Raw genomic sequence first — 16,155 nt, 5'->3', positions numbered from 1 at the left:
GCCGGGGCGCATGGGTGCATGTGCGGGGGCGCGCAGGAGGATCCGTGGCCGGAGGTGGGTAGCCAGGAGTGGGGCCGGCAGCAGCCGATACCCCGGCAATCCTCACATGCCTCGCATTTTCGCCTGGTCGGCGGGGCATTGATCTTCACGGCCGGATCTTTTCGCCGGGACGCGAGGGACCCCGGCCGCGGAAGACACGTCAACTCGGTGCGTGGGCAGGCACCGCAGCCACAGGGGGTACGCCATGGCCGCAAGGCCGCTCGTCGCCCGGCAGCCGAACGAACGGCTCCAGGCACTCATCCAGGAAGCCGGATGCTCCAACGCCGGCCTCGCCCGCCGGGTCAACATGTGCGGTGCCGAGCACGGCCTCGACCTGCGCTACGACAAGACGTCCGTGGCGCGCTGGCTGCGCGGGCAGCAGCCGCGGGGCCGGGCTCCGGCGATCATCGCCGAGGCACTCGGCCGCAAACTCGGCCGTACGGTCACGATCGACGAGATCGGCATGGCCAACGGCAAGAACCTCGCCTCGGGGGTGGGCCTCCAGTTCTCGCCGACGGTACTGGGGGCCATCGAGCAGGTCTGCGAGCTGTGGCGCAGTGACGTGGGGCGGCGGGACTTCCTGTCCGGCTCCTCCGTCGCCGCCTCGGCGCTGGTCGAGCCCAGCCGGGACTGGCTCATCTCCGCGCCCGACTCGCAGGTGTCGCGCTCGGCCGGGCCGCGGGTGGGGCAGTCCGACGTGCAGGCCGTGCGGGCCATGACGCAGGCGCTGGTGGACCTCGACCACCAGTACGGCAGCGGGCATGTGCGCCCGGTTGTCGTGCACTACCTCAACAGCGTGGTCTCCGGGCTGCTGGCGGGGTCGTACCGGGAGGCGGTGGGGCGGGACCTGTTCGCCGCGGTGGCCCGGCTGACCGAACTCGCCGGGTACATGGCCGTGGACACCGGGCAGCCGGGCCTGGCCCAGCGCTACTACATCCAGGCGCTGCGACTGGCCCAGGCGGCCGGGGACCGCGGCTACGGCGGGTACGTCCTCGCCGCCTCCATGAGCCATCTCGCCGCGCAGCTCGGGAACCCGCGGGAGATCGCGCAGTTGGCGCGCGCGGCGCAGGAGGGGGCGCGGGGGCGCGTGACGCCGCGTGCGGAGTCGATGTTCCACGCGGCGGAGGCGCGCGGGCACGCCCTGATGGGCGACGCGCGCGCCGCCCAGACCGCGGCCGGGCGCGCGGTGAGCGCCCTGGAGGCGGCCGACCCGGCCGCCGGGGACGACCCGGTGTGGATCAAGCACTTCGACGAGGCCTACCTCGCCGACGAGTTGGCCCACTGCCATCGCGACCTGGGGCAGGCCGAGGCGGCGGCGCGGTGCGCGCAGGAGTCGCTGGCCGGGCACCCCGAGACGCGGGCGCGCCGCCGGGCCATCGGCTATGTGCTGCTCGCCACGGCGCAGGTGCAGCAGCGCGAGATCGAAGAGGCGTGCAGCACGGGCATGAAGGCCGTGGAGCTGCTGGAGGGGCTGCGCTCCAACCGGGGCGCCGAGTATCTGGAGGACTTCCAGCAGCGGCTGGAGCCGTACCGGGACGAGGCGGTGGTAAGGGAGTTCGGGGCGCGGCTGGATCTCCAGGCGGCGGCGTGAACACAAGGTCCCCGCATGCGTGAACGTGCGGGAAACGGCTGCTCGGCGCGCGGGAGGTGACATGAACAGCGTGCCGTGACCCGGTTTTGTTACCGCGCTCACAGGGCAGGAGGTTGCGCCCTGTGCTGCGTGGCACCGGGCTCAGGGGACCCGGTAGCGTGAGCCGACGATTCACAAGGTCCCCCATTAGTAGGAGTCCCGGTGACGCAGAGTGGACAGGGCGAGGAGCCCTCGGCGCGCCCCGCGCGCGAAGGCATCGTGCTGCCCTCCGACGGTGGCGAACCGCTGCTGCCGGGCATGACGGGCGGACCCGGTGACGCTCCCGCGGGCCGCCGTCCCGGCCCGGCTCCGGCCTCCGCCCCGGCGGAGGGCCAGACCTGGGGCCAGCCGTGGGGCCCGGACCAGCAGACCCCGCCCCCGCCGCCGGGCCAGCCCTGGCAGTCCCCACCGCCCCAGCAGTGGTCCACGCCGGAACCCCCGGCCTGGGGCGCACAGGGCCCGGGCGCGCTCCCCCCGGAGGGCACGCAGCCCCCGAACCCCTACGCCGGGACGCAGCAGCCCCCGAACCCCTACGCCGGGACGCAGCAGCCCGCGGACAACGGCCCGTACGGCGGCCCCCGGCCCCAGGCGCCTGCCGGCTACGGGTCCCACCCCGGCACCGGCCTGCCCCCGGCCTCCGACGCCTACGGCCCCGCCGCGGGCGGCCCACCACCGCAGACCGACGGGTACGGCTCTCCGGCCGGAGGGGGCTCGCAGCCGCAGGCTTCACACGGTGGGCATGGGGCCGGACCGTCGCAGCAGACCGCCGCGTACGGCTCCCCGAGCGGAGGGGGTTCGCTGCCGCATGCGGCGCCTGGTGGGCACGGGTCCGGACCGGGCGGCGGTTCGTTGCCGCAGGCCGACGGGTACGGTTCCTCGGCCGGAGGGGGTCCGCTGCCGCAGACTTCACACGGTGGGCACGGGGCCGGATCGGCCGGTGGGCCGTCGCAGCAGGCCGGTGCCGGGTACGGGTCCCACACCGGGGGCGGCCTGCCGCAGGCCAACGAGGCGTACCCGCCCGCCGCCTACGGGCCGGCCGGCGGTGGTCCGCTGCCGCCGGCGTCCGACGCGCACGGCAACACCGCCGGAGGCGCCCCGCTGCCGCCGGCCTCCGACGCCCACGGCGGCGCTTCGGGCGGCGCCCAGGGGCCCGCGGCCTCCGCCGAGGGAGTCACCCAGTACCTGCCGCCCGTCACAGCGGACGGGGCCGCCGCGGCCACGCAGTACCTGCCGCCTGTCGCCCCGGCCGCCGACGAGGGGGCGACGCAGTACATACCCCCGGTGGGCCCGGGCGCCCTGCCGCCCGAGAGGCCCGCCGCCGAGGACCCCGAGACGACGCGGTTCCTGGGGACCGGCCCCCGGGCCGGCGCGGGAGCCGGGCCGCTGCCGCCGGCCTCGAACCCGGACGCCGAGGCCACGCAGTACATCCCGCCGGTGCCGGGCGGGGACAAGCACCCGCCCGCCGAGTTCGACAACCTCTTCCGCAGCGACCACGGTGCCGAGAGCCCGGCCGGGGCCACACAGCAGCTCCCCCGCTTCGAGCAGCCGCAGCCCTCGTACGGCGCTCCCCAGCCGTCCCACACCCCGGCCGCCGGGGGCCGGTCCCACGGCGGCCGGGGCGGCTCGCGCGTGCCGGTGATCGCGGCCGTCGGCATCGGCATCGCCGTCCTCGGCGTCGGCGCCGGCGCGCTGCTCGCCGGCGGCGGAGGCGGGAGCGACGACGGCGGCGACAACAAGACCGTGGCCGCCTCCGCGCCCGCCACGGACGGCTCCGCCTCGCCGTCCGCCGACCCGGCCCGGGCCCAGGCCGTCGAACTGGACAAGCTCCTGGCCGACAGCGGCGACAGCCGCAGCACCGTGATCAACGCGGTGGCCGACGTCAAGGGCTGCGACAACCTCGCCCAGGCGGCCAAGGACCTGCGCGACGCCGCCAAGCAGCGCACCCAGCTGGTCACCCGGCTCGGCGGGATCAAGGTCGACCAGCTGCCCGACCACGCCGCGCTGACCACCGCCCTCACCAAGGCGTGGCAGGCCTCGGCCTCGGCCGACAACCACTACGCGGCCTGGGCCGACCAGACCGCCGGCAAGAAGGGGTGCAGGAAGGGCCAGGCCCGGGTCACCGGCCAGACCCAGGCCGGCAACCGGGCCAGCGGTGTGGCGAGCGCCGAGAAGGCCAAGGCGGCCAAGCTGTGGAACGGGATCGCGAAGACCTACGGCCTGACCGAGCGTCAGCCGACGCAGCTGTGACGGAGCCGGTCCGGGCGTGAACTGCCGAGCGGGCCGCTCAGTAGTGCACGTCGGCGTCCTGGAGCGTCCTCGTGGTGTCGACGAAGCCCTTCCGCGCCGACACCAGCCGCCCCTCCCGCACCACCTGAAGGGTCACGTTGGCGTTGACCATGCGCGGGAAGCCGGCCGAGGCGAGCTTGTCCTGGAACTTCCACTGCAGTGTCGGCGTGAGCCCGCCCGTGCTGACCTTGAGGCCGTCGTCGAGGGCCTCCGTCACCGTGTCGGCGGTCACCTCTCCGCTGCCGAGCGACTCGACTATCTTCTTGAAGACGGTGTAGGCGATCCACGTGGTCTGCACGCCGGCGTCCGCGGGGTCGATGCGGTTGTCGCCGAAGGCCTGCTCGCGGATCACCTTCTTCAACCCGTCCCAGCGCGGATCGCTCGCCACCGGGTACCACCCGGTGATGTACGAGCCCTCGTACGGCCCCGACGCCCCGCCGGTCGCGTCGATCACCGTCTGGTCGACGCTGCCGAGCACGGTGGCCGTCCGTACCTCGGGGTAGTCCACGCGGGCGCGCCGGAAGGAGTCCATGAAAGTGCCGTTGCGGTCCCCGAGCGCGGGCACCACACATCCCTTGTCCGTGGGGTCGCCGGTCGTCGCGCGCAGCGCGCGGGCCGCCTGGCCGTCGTACTCGGTGGCGTCCTCCGCCGCCCGCTGGTCGTTCGCGGCCTCGTGCCCGCCCGCCTTCAGGCCGGAGTCGAGCAGCGGGGGCAGCTGGTCGCCCGCGATGGTGTCGGGTCGGATCAGCGTGACGGGCCCGCAGTCGGCGAGCGCCCTGCCGAGACCGGCGAGCAGCGCGGGCTGGCCGCCGTTGACGGGGTAGGACAGGGGGCTGGTGAACTCGTCGTTGGTGACGCCGTAGCCGCCTATGTAGGGGATGCCCGCGCCCTCCAGGGAGGGGAAGAAGGAGTCGGCGTACTGGCTGTAGGATCCTACGACCGCGACGACGTTCTCCTTGGCGGCCCGCCGGGCGCACTTCGCGGCGGCCACGCTGTCGTTGTGGTCGTTGCAGGTCAGCACGTTGAGCTCGCGGCCGTGGATCCCGCCGTGGGCGTTGATCCAGCGGGCGTAGGCGCGGGCGAAGGCGGGCATGCCGGGCTTGTTGGTGGCCTTGGTGTTCTCCGGCGCCCAGGTCATGACGGTGATCGCGTCGTCCCCGGCACCCCCCGTGGTACCGGGGACGACCCCGCAGCCGGCGAGGAGGGACGCGCACGCGACCGCCGTGCCCGCGGACAGGACGCCTTTTTTGGCGTGACGGGTGAGGAGGCCGGGGAGGTATGTGCTGGGGGTGCGTCGCCTGCCGGTCATGGTTCCGCACGATTCCGTCACACGGCTAACCGGCGAGTGATCTTTGGTCAACAATTGGTGACGCGCAGGTGAATTGCAGGGGTCGGTGGGGATCATGTGGAGGGGAACGTACGATCGATGACCGTGCAAGCTTCGGAGAACTCTTCCCGTCGTGGCCGTCGCTCATCCACCATGGGCGGCATGCCTGTCAATGACATGCCGTGGTGGCGCTGGCGCAGCAACGTGCGCTCGGCGCTGCACATGCTCTCCGATCCCGTGTTCCAGCGGGACGTCTGGCTGGCCGGCGTGGACGGCTACGGCGACGTGACCGACGCGGTGTACCGGCTGGTCGAGGACACCTGGCTGGACCACTGGTCCGCCGAGAAGTACGTCGGCACGATCTTCCGCGACTCCCAGGAGGCGGCCCTCGTCGACACCGCCGTGCTGCGGGTGCTGCGGATCATGCACCAGGTCGGGCCGGACGCGCCGGTCGCCGCGTACCTGGAGCACCAGGGGTGGCCGGAGGCGGTCCGGGCGGCCCGGGACGCGCATGTGCGGCTCGCCGCGAGCGACGGCGAGGAGCCGGACACACCGCCGCGCAGCCTGGAGGTACTGCGGATCATGACCAGGTCCGCCTAGCGGGACGATTGCCGGTGCCGTCTTTCCTTGTGGGAACCTGTCCTGCATGAACGAGCAGTCCACCAGCGCCGCGGTCCCGGCCGACCAGTACGTCCTCACCCTTTCCTGCCCGGACAGGAAGGGCATCGTGCACGCCGTGTCGAGCTATCTGTTCATGACCGGCTGCAACATCGAGGACAGCCAGCAGTTCGGCGACCACGACACGGGACTGTTCTTCATGCGGGTCCACTTCTCGGCGGACCCGCCGGTGACCGTGGAGAAGCTGCGGGCGAGCTTCGCGGCGATCGGTGACTCCTTCCAGATGGACTGGCAGATCCACCGGGCCGAGGAGAAGATGCGGGTCGTGCTGATGGTCAGCAAGTTCGGGCACTGCCTGAACGACCTGCTGTTCCGGGCGCGGACCGGGGCGTTGCCGGTGGAGATCGCGGGTGTGGTGTCCAACCACACGGACTTTGCCGAGCTGGTGGGCTCGTACAACATTCCCTTCCACCACATTCCGGTGACGAAGGAGACGAAGGCCGAGGCGGAGGCGCGGCTGCTCGACATCGTGCGTGAGGAGGGCGTGGAGCTGGTCGTTCTCGCCCGGTACATGCAGGTGCTCTCGGACGACCTGTGCAAGGCGCTGGCCGGGCAGATCATCAACATCCACCACTCGTTCCTGCCGAGCTTCAAGGGGGCGAAGCCGTATCACCAGGCTCATGCCCGGGGTGTGAAGCTGATCGGTGCGACGGCGCACTATGTGACGGCCGATCTCGACGAGGGGCCGATCATCGAGCAGGAGGTCGAGCGGGTCGGGCACGACGTGACGCCGGAGGGGCTGGTCGCGATCGGGCGGGACGTGGAGTGCCAGGCGCTCGCGCGGGCTGTGAAGTGGCATGCCGAGCGGAGGATTCTGCTCAATGGGCGGCGGACTGTGATTTTCGCCTAGGAGCTCGGGTCGTTCCTGTTTCGTGGGCGCGTGCGGGTGTGTGGGGGTTGTTCGCGCAGTTCCCCGCGCCCCTGAGGACGTGCCCCTGAGGTGGGTTCTACATCCTGCTCAGTGAAGCGGCGGCGTGGAGGACGTCTCTGATGGCCTCTCTGTCTCCTACCTGGCCTGCCGCCGCTTCCTGCGGGGGTACGTGGCCGGCTGCCAGGCGGCAGAACTCGACGCCGTCCAGGGCCACGTGGGCCACCTCGTGTTCGGCGGAGCCCTTGGCCGCGGGGAGTCGAGGGGGATCAGCCACTCGCCGCCGCCCGAGCCCTCGATCTCCAGGCGGAGGCTGCGGCCCGGTTCGCCCGCCGCCACGAGGTGGCGGTGGTGGGCGGGGGCCGCGAGGCCGGCGCGGCGGCGGTCGGCCAGGGCCGTGGGCAGCATGCGGGCAGCCAGGTCGATCATGCGGTGCAGGTGGCGCGGCGAGGGCGGATCGTAGGGGTAGTCGACCGCGTCCGCGATGTCCTCGGCGTGCACCCAGCACTCGAAGGCCCGGTCGAGCATCGCGTCGTGCAGGGGCAGTTCGAAGTCGCCGTACGACACCGGCATGCGGCCGACGCCGCTGCCCGTGAAGGACACCGTGCGCACGAGGTGGTGGCTCTGCTCCCGCCAGGGCGCCCGCACCGCGCGGGTCGGCGGGAAGTGGGAGGCGTGCCAGTACGCCTCGGTGCGGGCCGCCGGGGTCGGGCGCCGGGGCGTGACGTCGCCCAGCGGGTCGTCCAGGCCGAGCGCGACCGCCACCAGCCCGTCGACACTGAGCAGATGCGCGATCACCCCGGCGACGGTGGTGCGGCGGCTCGTCGGCTCGTCGCCCCGGAACCAGCGCAGCCGTACCGGCGCGTGCCACTCGGCGTCGCCGAAGTCCTGGAGCAGGGCGTCCAGGCGGGCTGCCTCGGCGTCGTACGGGGCGGCCCAGTCCGGCACCGGGATGCGCGGCGGGCGCCGCTCCAGGCAGGTCTCCAGGACCCGGGTGCGCAGGCCCGGGTCCAGGTCGAGGCTCTCGGGGCGCTGGAGCAGCCCGACCGCCTCGCGCAGCCGCCGTGCCTCGTCGGCGCACGCACCGCACTCGCCGAGGTGCTCCTCGACGGCCGTGGCCTCCTCGGCCGAGCAGGCGGCCAGCGCCCAGGCGCCGAGCAGGGTCTTCAGCACGCGGTGCTCGAACACGGGCCGTACGGGCGGCGGGGCCGCGTCACCGAGGTCCGCCGGCGCGGGCAGCGGCAGCCCGCTGTCCTCGACGGAGGCCCGGGGCAGGGGGATCCGCGGCGCCCGGCCCGGCCCCGGCCCTTGGCCGGGCTCGGGCCCGTCCGGCCCTTCCGGGACTCCAGGGCCATGCCCGCTCGCACCGCCTGCGCCCTCTCCCTCGTGGTCGTCGTACGCCTCGAACCGGTCCGGCCCGTTCACACCGCACCCCCGTATCCGGGCGGTGCGCCCGGTGCCTCGGTGTCGTGGGCGGTGGAGAGCAGTTGCAGGCCGAGGCGCAGGCGGCGGCGGGCCTCGTCCTCGGTGATGCCGAGGTCGGCGGCGGTCTGGCGGTAGTCGCGGCGCTGGAAGTAGGCCCGTTCCAGGGCCGAGCGCAGCGGGACCGGCATCGACTGGACGATGTAGTCGGCGCGGGCGGCGACCGCGGCGTGACGCACCTTGTGCTCCAGTTCCTCCGCTGTGCCGGAGCCGGCGCGGGCCAGGGCGGCGGTCTCGGTGGCGCGCAGCCGCTGCACCGCCAGCCGGTGGGTCAGCGTGGCGACCCAGGTGCGCAGCGGGCCCTGCCTGGGGTCGTAGGAGTCGGGGTGCTCCCAGACGTGGACGAAGACCTCGCGCGTGATGCCGTCGGCGGCGCGCTCGTCGCCGAGCACGCGGTGGGCGAGGCCGTGCACGAGGGAGGCGAAGCGGTCGTAGAGCTCACCGAGGGCGGCCGCCTCCCCGCGGGCGAGCCGCTGCTGCATCTTGCGGTCCCAGCGCGGCGGTACGTCCTTTTTCGCCATGCGGCCCCCTCACCCCCTGCTCGTGTCCCGCGCCCGTGACCTGTTCAGCCTGTGCTCGCCGTCTCCCCGAATGTAGTCGGCACGTCCGGTTGCGCACGCCCCTTTGTGGCAATGTGCGCCCCCTGACCGGCCGCAGGTGGTAGAGGGTCGCGGGCGCCCGTACCGGGTGTCCTGGGGCCGCGCCTACCCACCCGCCCTCCGATCAGACCTGACTGAAGAGGATCGAACAGGATCGAAGTCGACTAAAACAAGCCTCTTCCGCGGGGGATCCGTTATTCGGGTTGTGTTTCAGGGAACGGCCGCTGGGCAGCCGCGCTGCAAGGAAGCGTAGGGACTGCTTCCGTTTTGGCGAGCGAGGGGCGTGGTGGTGACCTTCAAAGTGACCGGCGGCGAGCAGGGCGAATGGGCCGTGCTCCAGGTGTCGGGCGAGCTGGATCTGGTGACGTCGCCGGTGCTGCGTCAGCGGGTGCACGACGTGGTGGCCGAGGGGCACCACTGTCTCGTCCTGGACCTGTCCGAGGTGTTCTTCTGCGACTCCAGCGGCGTCGGCGTGCTCATCGCCGCCCGCCGCCTGATCCGCTCCTGCCAGGGCCGGCTGCGGCTGGTGCTGCCCGCCCGGGGCGCGGCCGACGGGTCCCATGTCAACCGGGTCCTGGGCGCGCTGGGGGTCCGCCGCCTGTTCGACGTGTACGGCGATCTGGACGCGGCCCTCGGCGACGAGGGCGAACCCCTGTCCGCGTGACGGGGCCACCACGCACGGTAGGCCGAGTGTTGCCGTTCCGACACGCTGTTGTCCCGGAATTCCCCCGGTCTTGGCACAAGTGACGTTTTCCCGCGACCGAACGCCCCCCTCCGTCGTACGCTCCGACCGAGACGCACCCCACCTGACGTAAGGCGGCCCGAAAGAGACATGGTCAGCAGCGAGTACGAGCGCAGGATCGCCGCCCGGTTCGCCACCTTCGACCAGGACGGCAACGGCTACATCGACCGCGAGGACTTCTACGGGGCGGCCAAGGCGCTGCTCGCGGAGTTCGCCGTCGCGGCCCGCTCCGACAAGGGGCAGGCGCTGTACGGCGGCGCCGAGGCGTTCTGGCAGGGCATGGCGGGGATAGCGGACCGCGACGGCGACCAGCGCATCACGCGCGAGGAGTTCGTCACCGGCGCGGTCAAGCGCCTGCGCGACAACCCCGACCGGTTCGCCGAGATCGCCCGCCCGTTCCTGCACGCGGCCCTGGACGTCGCCGACACCGACGGTGACGGCGCCGTGACGGTCGAGGAGGCCGGGCGCGTACTGAAGTGCCTGGGCGCTGCCGAGGAGATGGCCGGACCGGCCGCCGCCACGCTCGACGCGGACGGCGACGGCAAGGTCGGCGAGGCCGATGTCGTCCCCGCCTTCGCCCGCTACTTCACCGTGCCCGAGTAGGTTCCCGCGCTCGCGCCCCTTCGCCGTAGGGGTTGTTCTCGGATGGGCGGCTGCGGGCTGTCCGTGGTTGCTCGCGCAGTTCCCCGCGCCCCTGAGGAGCCTGTCAGCCGCCCGAGTAGCGCTCGCGCAGCCTGTACTTCAGTACCTTCCGCAGGGTCTCGCCCCGCGGAAGGGCGTCCACCACCTCCAGCCGCTCCGGCAGCTTGTGCACCGCCAGTCCCTCGGCGCGCAGGTACGAGGTCACCGCCTCCAGCGTCAAGGCCCCGGCTCCGGGCGGCTGTTCCACCACCGCGCACACCAGCTCCCCGCGCGCCGCGTCCGGCAGCCCGATCACCGCCACGTCCCCGACCGCCGGATGCCGGTGCAGCAGGGCCTCGATCTCCTGGGCCGAGATGTTCTCGCCCTTGCGGATGATGACGTCCTTCAGCCGGCCGGTGAGGACCAGATGCCCGGTCTCCGTCAGCCGCCCGAGGTCGCCGGTGCGCAGGAACCCCTCCTCGTCGAAGGCCTGTGCCGTCTGCCCGGGATCCAGATACCCCCGGCACACGGCCTCCCCGCGCAACCGCACCTCCCCGTCCACGATCCGTATCTCCATGCCCTCCGGCGGCCGCCCCTCGGTCGTCGCCAGCAGCTCGGGGCTGTCGTCCGGCGACCCCATGGTGATCATCGGTACCTCGGTCATGCCGTAGCCGTGGGTGAGCTGCACGCCCATCTCCCGCACGACCGCGTGGTACAGCTCCGGCGGCTTGGGCGCCCCGCCCCCCGCCAGCAGTCGCAGGGACGGCACCACGGGCACCCCGGGCTGCTTCCGCTGCTCGGCCAGGAACATCGAGTAGAACGCCGTCGACCCGCCCGCCATCGTCACCCCGTGCGCGCGGTAGGCCTCCAGCGCGTCCGGCAGCGCGAACTGCTCGAACAGCACCGCCGGGAAGCCGTAGAGCAGCAGCATCACGGTGTAGTCGGGCCCGCCTATGTGGGCGTACGGGAAGGCGATCGACCCCACGTCGTGCGCCGAGGGCCGCAGGGCGTGCGCGAGGCAGGAGCCGCCCGCGAGCAGGGAACGGTCCGTGTGCAGGACGCCCTTGGGGTCGGAGGTCGTGCCGGACGTCCAGTAGATCCAGCGGACCGCGGTGCCGTCGGAGGGCGGGGGAGGCAGCACGGACGGATCGCCGTCGGGCAGGTCGTCGTAGGCCTTGAAGACGCCCCGCGCGCCCAGCCGTCGGGCCATCTCCGCGTGGTCGAAGCCGCGCCACACGCCCGGCACCGCGAAGAACTCGGCCTTCGACTCCCGCAGCGCGAAGCCCACCTCGCGGTCCCGGTAGAAGGGGATCACCGGGGTCTGCACGGCGCCGAGACGGGCCAGCGCGAAGGACAGCACGGCCGTCTCGATACGGGTGGGCAGCTGCCAGGCGACCACCGTGCCGGGGCGTACGCCCATGCCGTACAGCCCTGCCGCGACCCGCTCGGCACGCGCGGCCAGCTCGCCGAACGTGAGCGTGCGGTCGTCCTGGAGGAAGAGCGGGCGGTCGGGCGCGAGGGCGGCGCGGCGGGTGACCAGCTCCCACAGGGTGCGGGAGGAGCTCAGGGCGTGCGGGGTCTCGTTCACGGATGCCCCCTGCTGCTTGGCTGACGGGTCGTCAGATGGGATGCTATCTGACGCTGCATCAGATAAGTACCGTCCGGCGGAGGGGACCCATGGCGACCGAACTGCCCCGCATCATCAGCGTCGACGACCACGTGATCGAGCCCGCCCACCTCTTCGACACCTGGCTGCCGGCCAAGTACCGCGACCGCGGCCCCAAGCCGCTGACCGCCGGGATCGGTGAACTCGCCTACACCGGCGGCAAGTACCGGATCACCATGGACCCGGACGGCCCGCCCACCGACTGGTGGGTCTACGAGGACCTGAAGTTCCCGTACAAGCGCAACATCGCCGCCGTCGGCTTCGACCGGGACGAGATGACCCTGGAGGGCATCACCCGGGAGGAGATGCGGCGCGGTTGCTGGGACCCCAAGGCACGGCTTGCGGACATGGACCTCAACCACGTCGAGGCCAGCCTCTGCTTCCCCTCCTTCCCCCGTTTCTGCGGCCAGACCTTCGCCGAGGCGCACGACAAGGAGGTCGCCCTCGCCTGCGTGCGCGCCTACAACGACTGGATGGTCGAGGAGTGGTGCGGCGACAGCGGCGGGCGGCTCATCCCGCTGTGCCTGATCCCGCTGTGGGACGTCGAACTGGCGGTCGCGGAGATCCACCGCAACGCCGCGCGCGGGGTCCGGGCGGTGACCTTCTCCGAGATCCCCACCCACCTCGGACTGCCGTCCATCCACTCCGGCTACTGGGACCCCTTCTTCGCGGCCTGCCAGGAGACCGGGACGGTCGTCAACATGCACATCGGATCGTCCTCCCAGATGCCGGCCGCCTCCCCGGACGCCCCGCCCGCCGTCCAGGCCTCGCTCAGCTTCAACAACGCGATGGCCTCGATGATGGACTTCCTCTTCAGCGGGGTGCTCGTGAGGTTCCCGCGCCTCAAACTCGCCTACTCCGAGGGCCAGATGGGCTGGGTGCCGTACGCCCTGGAGCGCGCCGACGACGTCTGGGAGGAGCACCGCGCCTGGGGCGGGGTCCGGGACACGATCCCCGAGCCGCCGTCCACGTACTACTACCGGCAGATCTTCTGCTGCTTCTTCCGCGACAAGCACGGCGTCGCCTCGATCGACGTGGTCGGCCGCGACAACGCCACCTTCGAGACCGACTACCCGCACGTCGACTCGACCTTCCCGCACACCAAGGAGGTCGCCCTCGACCACGTCAAGGGCCTCGACGACGAGACGGTGTACAAGCTCATGCGGGGCAACGCCATCCGCATGCTCGGCCTGGACCTGGACCGCTGAGGCCCGCTGATGGACCTGTCGTACACGCCCGAGGAGGAGGAGTTCCGGGCCCGGCTGCGGGACTGGCTCGCCCGGGTGCTGCCCGGCCTCCCGCCCAGGCCGCACCCCGACGACTGGCCCGGGCGGCGTGCGTACGACCTTGGCTGGCAGCGCATGCTGTACGACGCCGGATACGCCGACGTCCACTGGGACGCCTCCCCGACGACCCGGCTGATCTTCCTGGAGGAGACCGAGAAGGCGGGCGCGCCCTACGTGGGCGCCAACTTCGTGGGGCTGCTGCACGCGGGCCCGACCATCGCCGCCGAGGGCACGGCGGACCAGCGGGCGCGCTGGCTGCCGCCGATCCTGCGCGGCGAGGAGGTCTGGTGCCAGGGCTTCAGCGAACCCGAGGCCGGCTCCGACCTGGCGGCCCTGCGCACGCGCGCGTGGCGCGACGGCGACGCCTACGTGGTGACCGGCTCCAAGATCTGGACCTCCCACGCGGAAGTCGCCGACTGGTGCGAGCTGTTGGTCCGCACCGACCCCCGCGCCCCGAAGCACCGGGGCATCACCTGGCTGGCCATGCCCATGGACGCGCCCGGCATCACCGTACGGCCGCTGCGCACGCTCGCCGGGTCCGCCGAGTTCGCCGAGGTCTTCCTCGACGAGGTGCGGGTGCCGGTGGGCAACCGGGTCGGGGACGAGAACGACGGCTGGCGCGTGACCATGGTGACGCTGTCCTTCGAACGCGGCACGGCCTTCGCCGGCGAGGTCGTCGCCTGCCGCCGCGTGCTGGGCGAACTGGCCCTCGAAGCCCGCAAGAACGGCCGGTGGGACGACCCGGCGCTGCGCCGCCGGCTGGGCGGGCTCCACGCCGAGTTCCGGGCGCTGTGGCGGCTGACGCAGTGGAACGTCAGCGCGGCGGAGGCCTCGGGCGGAGTGCCCGGCGTCGGCGGCTCGGTCTTCAAGCTCCGCTACTCGCACGCCCGCCAGGAGCTGTACGACGCCGCCGCCGAGGTACTGGGCGCCGACTGCCTCGACCTGGACCGCCCCTGGACGCTCGACCGCCTCTCCTCCCTCTCGTACACCATCGCGGCCGGCACCTCGCAGATCCAGCACAGCATCATCGCCGAGCGGATCCTCGGCCTGCCGAAGGGGCGGTGACCGTGCGCTTCCGGCTGACGGACGACCAGCGGGCACTGCGGGAGGGCATACGGCAGTTGCTTGCCCGGCGCTTCGACCGGGAGGCACTGCGGGCCGCCTCGGAGGGCCCGGTGCGGCTCGACCGGGCCCTGTGGCGGGCCCTCGGTGACGCCGGGTTCTTCGCGTTGCGGCTGCCGGAGGCGGACGGTGGGGTCGGACTCGGGCTGCCGGAGGCCGTGTTGGTGTTCGAGGAGGCGGGGCGGGCGTTGCTGCCCGGGCCGCTGGTCGCCACGCACCTCGCGGCCGGCGCGGTGCCGGGCGCGGCGACCGGGGAGACGGTCGTGGCGGCCGTCGACGGCGCGCTGGTGGAGTGGCTGGCGGAGGCGGACGTCGTACGCGGGGACGCCACCGGGGCCGTTCCGCTGCGCTCGCTCGACCCGCTGACACCCCTGCACCGGGTGCCCGCGCGGCGTCCCGGGCATGACCCCGTCGCGGTGCTCCTCACCGCCGCCGAGCAGCTCGGCACAGCGGCCCGCGTCGGCGAACTCGCGGCGCAACACGCCCGGGCGCGCGAACAGTTCGGTCGGCCCATCGGGGCCTTCCAGGCGGTCGCGCACCTGTGCGCGGGGATGCTGGTGCGGACGGAGACGGCCCGTGCCGCGGTGTACGCGGCGGCCGTCACCGGCGACCCGGTCGACATCGCCGCCGCCCGCCTGCTCGCCGACGAGGCCGCCGTGCGCGGCGCCCGCGACTGTCTCCAGGTCCACGGCGGCATGGGCTTCACCTGGGAGTCCGAGGTCCATCTCCATCTGAAACGGGCATGGGTTCGAACCCAACGTGCGGGCGGAGTCACGGAGAGTGAGGAAATCCTCGCGGCCGCTCTGACGGCGGAAGAGGCCTGACAGGCCCTCTGGCTGCGGCATCGCCGAATATGCCTGCGGAGATGTCACGGATCGTGGCACGCGGGGGTCACGGAGCGTTGATACCGGCTTGTGTCCTCTGCGTGACTCGTCACGGCCCGAAGTCGACAGCGCGCTCCGGTACCTTGTGTGAGATGCGAGTGGCTCTGAGCGCAGCGCGACCCAGTGACGCCGCCTGTTCGACTGCCCGCGACGGGCGTCGCACAGTATGCCGCACGGGTACTCCTTCGCGCTGGAATATGCCCGAAGCGCTTGTTGGGGTGACTGTACGTCAACCATGCTGTCCCACAACGGATTCACGTTCCGTGATCCTTGTCCCGGCCGTTGTTCTGGCCATGCAGAAAATGGCTACGATCGTGGCCCTCGTGAGGCGCGAGCCTAAGTGTCCGCCGGTTCGGATGGTGTGAGCGGTGCAGGTGCTTCAAGTGCAGCTGGAGATCCGGCCCGACCCCGCAGAGGTGGGGCGTGCCCGGCGGTGGGCCCGCTCCCGCCTGGCCGGGTCGGGCATACAGGCCGATGAGCCGCTCGCCGAGACGCTGGTCCTGCTCGTCTCCGAGCTCGTCACCAACGCCGTGGTGCACACCGGCCGTCCGGCGGTGCTGCGACTGTCCCTGCCGCCGGCGGTGACGGAGGAGGCCACGGTCCGCCTGGAGGTCGCCGACCACAGCGGCCGGGCCCCCGTGCCCCGGTGCGCCGACGACGACGCGACCGGCGGCCGGGGCCTCGCCCTCGTCGACGGTCTCGCCGACCGCTGGGGCTGGAGCGTCGAGAGCACCGGCAAGCGCATCTGGTGCGAACTGGACCGCTGCGCGAAGTCCCGCGAGGTCACGGCGTCGTGCGGGGGCGGCGCGGTGGCGTACGGCGGACCTGCCTTCGAGGGACTGGCGGCGTACGAGGCGGTCTAGGGCCTGTCGTTTGGATCACGCCGCAGACGCGGGGTCTGGCACGCACATCTGCCGCGTTGTCG

The 16,155-nt window shown here is 72.7% G+C and carries 13 protein-coding genes and 1 pseudogene; 10 read left to right on the top strand and 4 right to left on the bottom strand.

Annotated elements, in window-relative coordinates; genetic code table 11:
• The first annotated feature begins 244 nt into the window (after positions 1-244).
• Positions 245-1,630, top strand: a complete 1,386-nt coding sequence (locus tag IE255_RS30180) for an NsdA family TPR-like regulatory protein (protein WP_190053563.1) — start codon at positions 245-247, stop codon at positions 1,628-1,630.
• 201 nt (positions 1,631-1,831) lie between these two features.
• On the top strand, positions 1,832-3,916 hold the full coding sequence (locus IE255_RS30175; RefSeq protein ID WP_229906647.1) for a hypothetical protein: 2,085 nt from the start codon (positions 1,832-1,834) through the stop codon (positions 3,914-3,916).
• A gap of 37 nt (positions 3,917-3,953) precedes the next feature.
• On the opposite strand, the gene IE255_RS30170 is transcribed toward IE255_RS30175, so the two are convergent.
• On the bottom strand, positions 3,954-5,264 hold the full coding sequence (locus IE255_RS30170; RefSeq protein WP_190053562.1) for an ABC transporter substrate-binding protein: 1,311 nt from the start codon (positions 5,262-5,264) through the stop codon (positions 3,954-3,956).
• A gap of 117 nt (positions 5,265-5,381) precedes the next feature.
• Between IE255_RS30170 and IE255_RS30165 the strand changes: the two genes are divergently transcribed.
• Positions 5,382-5,882 (top strand): SCO4402 family protein, encoded by a 501-nt coding sequence (locus IE255_RS30165; RefSeq protein ID WP_190053561.1) that lies wholly within the window; start codon positions 5,382-5,384, stop codon positions 5,880-5,882.
• Positions 5,883-5,928: 46 nt separating this feature from the next.
• Positions 5,929-6,810 (top strand): formyltetrahydrofolate deformylase, encoded by an 882-nt coding sequence (purU, locus tag IE255_RS30160; RefSeq protein WP_190053560.1) that lies wholly within the window; start codon positions 5,929-5,931, stop codon positions 6,808-6,810.
• A 97-nt stretch (positions 6,811-6,907) separates the two neighbouring features.
• On the opposite strand, the pseudogene IE255_RS30155 reads toward purU, so the two are convergent.
• Positions 6,908-8,103, bottom strand: a pseudogene (locus IE255_RS30155) (zf-HC2 domain-containing protein).
• A gap of 146 nt (positions 8,104-8,249) precedes the next feature.
• Complete coding sequence (locus IE255_RS30150; RefSeq protein WP_190053559.1) at positions 8,250-8,831, bottom strand: sigma-70 family RNA polymerase sigma factor; 582 nt, start codon at positions 8,829-8,831, stop codon at positions 8,250-8,252.
• Positions 8,832-9,192: 361 nt separating this feature from the next.
• Between IE255_RS30150 and IE255_RS30145 the strand changes: the two genes are divergently transcribed.
• A complete protein-coding gene (locus IE255_RS30145; protein WP_010035749.1) occupies positions 9,193-9,573 on the top strand; it encodes an STAS domain-containing protein in 381 nt (126 codons plus the stop codon).
• Positions 9,574-9,741: 168 nt separating this feature from the next.
• Positions 9,742-10,254, top strand: coding sequence for an EF-hand domain-containing protein (locus tag IE255_RS30140; RefSeq protein ID WP_190053558.1), 513 nt, complete (start codon positions 9,742-9,744; stop codon positions 10,252-10,254).
• A 103-nt stretch (positions 10,255-10,357) separates the two neighbouring features.
• Here the strand turns inward: IE255_RS30140 and IE255_RS30135 are convergent, their stop codons facing one another.
• On the bottom strand, positions 10,358-11,860 hold the full coding sequence (locus tag IE255_RS30135) for a class I adenylate-forming enzyme family protein (protein ID WP_190053557.1): 1,503 nt from the start codon (positions 11,858-11,860) through the stop codon (positions 10,358-10,360).
• An 89-nt stretch (positions 11,861-11,949) separates the two neighbouring features.
• On the opposite strand from IE255_RS30135, the gene IE255_RS30130 reads away from it, so the two are divergent.
• From IE255_RS30130 to IE255_RS30115, 4 genes are all read left to right on the top strand, one after another.
• Complete coding sequence (locus tag IE255_RS30130; protein ID WP_190053556.1) at positions 11,950-13,146, top strand: amidohydrolase family protein; 1,197 nt, start codon at positions 11,950-11,952, stop codon at positions 13,144-13,146.
• 9 nt (positions 13,147-13,155) lie between these two features.
• Positions 13,156-14,289 (top strand): acyl-CoA dehydrogenase family protein, encoded by a 1,134-nt coding sequence (locus IE255_RS30125; protein WP_190053555.1) that lies wholly within the window; start codon positions 13,156-13,158, stop codon positions 14,287-14,289.
• A 2-nt stretch (positions 14,290-14,291) separates the two neighbouring features.
• Positions 14,292-15,170 (top strand): acyl-CoA dehydrogenase family protein, encoded by an 879-nt coding sequence (locus IE255_RS30120; RefSeq protein ID WP_190053784.1) that lies wholly within the window; start codon positions 14,292-14,294, stop codon positions 15,168-15,170.
• A gap of 443 nt (positions 15,171-15,613) precedes the next feature.
• Positions 15,614-16,093 carry an ATP-binding protein gene (locus IE255_RS30115; protein WP_190053783.1) on the top strand — a complete coding sequence of 160 codons (480 nt, stop codon included), beginning with the start codon at positions 15,614-15,616 and terminating at the stop codon, positions 16,091-16,093.
• Positions 16,094-16,155 lie beyond the last annotated feature (62 nt).

It is taken from the genome of Streptomyces lomondensis, from assembly GCF_014651035.1.
GTDB classification, from domain to species: Bacteria; Actinomycetota; Actinomycetes; order Streptomycetales; family Streptomycetaceae; genus Streptomyces; species Streptomyces lomondensis.
This window is presented reverse-complemented; position numbering and strand designations above follow the sequence as displayed.